This is a genomic window from Mesorhizobium sp. M0217 (assembly GCF_040321955.1).
Lineage (GTDB): Bacteria > Pseudomonadota > Alphaproteobacteria > Rhizobiales > Rhizobiaceae > Mesorhizobium.
The window spans coordinates 1-643 of sequence record NZ_JAMYSN010000071.1 but is presented as its reverse complement, the minus strand read 5'-3'; the positions used below and the strand labels follow the sequence as shown (position 1 = coordinate 643).

Genomic DNA, 643 nt, shown 5'->3' with positions numbered 1-643 from the left:
AATGGTAGGGCCCGCCGCCAAGCGCGAAGCCGTCGCGCATCTGCAGGCCGTCATGGGTCTGTCGGAGCGTCGGGCCTGTTCCTTTGTGGGCGCCGATCGCAAGATGATCCGCTACCGGTCAAGGCGTCCGCCCGAGACGGAGCTGCGTGGCAGGTTGCGCGACCTCGCCAATGAGCGCCGACGCTTTGGCTACAGGCGGCTGTTCATCCTGCTCAGGCGCGAGGGCGAGGCATCTGGGGTCAACCGCATCTATCGTCTGTACCGCGAGGAGGGCCTGACGGTGCGCAAGCGCCGGGCAAGGCGGCGAGCGGTCGGCACGCGGGCGCCGATCCTGGTCGAGGCAAAGCCGAACGCGCGCTGGTCGCTGGATTTCGTGCATGACCAGTTCGCCTGCGGCCGCAGGTTTCGCGTGCTCAACATCGTCGACGTCGTGACGCGAATGCCTGGCCGCGATCCCGGACACCTCGATCTTCGGCCGCCGGGTGGCGCGTGACCTGGCGGAACTGATCGTCCAGCGCGGCAAGCCGGGCATGATCGTCTCCGACCACGGCACCGAGTTCACCTCGAACGCCATCCTCGCCTGGTCGAAGGATTACAGGATCGAATGGCACTACATCGCGCCGGGCAAGCCGATGCAGAACGG

At 67.0% G+C, this 643-nt stretch carries 1 pseudogene; it reads left to right on the top strand.

What is annotated here, in order from left to right:
* Positions 1–643: pseudogene (locus tag NKJ18_RS32955) on the top strand (DDE-type integrase/transposase/recombinase); the annotation flags it as partial.